This window comes from Vibrio sp. 10N.261.52.A1, from assembly GCF_002876325.1.
Taxonomy (GTDB): domain Bacteria; phylum Pseudomonadota; class Gammaproteobacteria; order Enterobacterales; family Vibrionaceae; genus Vibrio; species Vibrio chagasii.
Map to the genome: position 1 here is coordinate 1 of NZ_MCYD01001038.1, position 1,442 is coordinate 1,442.

2 protein-coding genes are annotated in these 1,442 nt (G+C 43.6%); both read right to left on the bottom strand.

Features of this window, described 5'->3' with window-relative positions:
* A partial coding sequence (locus tag BCT81_RS22425; protein WP_133152692.1) for a biotin/lipoyl-binding protein occupies window positions 1-751 on the bottom strand: 751 nt, incomplete at its 3' end.
* A partial coding sequence (locus BCT81_RS22430; protein WP_133152693.1) for an ATP-binding cassette domain-containing protein occupies window positions 748-1,442 on the bottom strand: 695 nt, incomplete at its 5' end. The genes BCT81_RS22430 and BCT81_RS22425, both read right to left, overlap by 4 nt.

A 1,442-nucleotide genomic window follows, 5' to 3' on the forward strand; every position in this document is an offset into this window, starting at 1 on the left:
TGCTAATATTCCGTTCAATTTCTAGCAACTCTTTTTCTTGCTCCAATAGTTCAATTCGAGCAATAGAATTTGATGCTATCAAAGCCTTCCGCGCATTCAGTCTGGTTTCTACGTTGGCTTTTAATCGGCTTAAAGAGTTAATGTCGCGCTGATTCGCCTTTTTTTGCGCTTTACTGACAGCTTCCTCTGCAACCAACCTTTCAATCAACTGGTGAGTTTCATTGTATTCACTAACTAAATGTTGTCTGCTAACGGCTATTTGTTCTTGAGTCGCTTCAACTGGAGGAGAAAATGAGTCTAAAGGTTCATCCGAGAGCAATGCTAAAATTCGAGACTTATTAAGATTTAAATGATTGTATTGCTCCAATAACCTACGGGACTCGGCATCTACACCAGCAGGATTTAACTGTATAAGTACTTCTCCTTTTTTAACATGTTGGCCATCACGAACATTGATAGCGATAACTTCTCCATGCTCTAAGGCCTGAACCACTTTGCTATGGCTTGACACTATCACTTTGCCTTGGGCACTAGCATGAATATCTAATTTCCCCCATATAGACCACACTAGGACTAACAATAAAAAGGCGACTACCGCTATCGCGCTTCGACGTGCCCATGGTGACGGCGGCTTTTCAATAATCTCTAAATAGCTCGGCAAAAATTCATATTCGTGAGCCTTTCGAGTTAACGTTGGCAGCTCTTTCTTTTGCTTTTTAAGCGCAGCAATGCCACCTTGAATCAAACTCATAACGATGGCCTTTTCTCAACTCTAGTTTCCACTTGCTTAAGCTGCTGCAAGCGCCACAATTTTGTATAACAACCATCGAGATTGAGCAGCGCCTCATGAGGTCCTTGCTCTGTGACCTCTCCTTCTTCAATCACGACAATGCGATCGCAATGCTCAACAGCTGAAAGCCGATGAGCAACAGTGATAACCGTCCTTCCGCGGGAGATTTCGACCATATTCTCATTAATAACTTGCTGTGATTCTTCATCCAAAGCACTGGTCGCCTCATCAAGGATGAGTATCTTTGGTTTAGTCATCAAGGCCCTAGCGATAGCAAGACGCTGCTTTTGACCGCCTGAAATTGAATTGCCACCCTCTGCTAAAATCGTGTCATAGCCTTTAGGTAGTTTAATGATGAACTCATGAGCCCCTGCAAGCCTAGCGGCTACAACAACTTGCTCTAGTGATGCGCTCGGCATTCTTATGGCGATGTTGTCTCTAACACTTTTATTAAACAGGTAGTTTTCTTGTAACACGACCCCTATTTGCTCTCGAAGCGCCGATGCAGACCACTTGGAGATTGGAACGCCGTCAATGACGATGTTTCCTTTTTCAGCTAGGTATAGCTTTTGGATCATTCGTGTAATGGTACTTTTACCTGAGCCCGACGGTCCAACAAGACCTATCGACTCTCCAGGTTGAATATCAATGG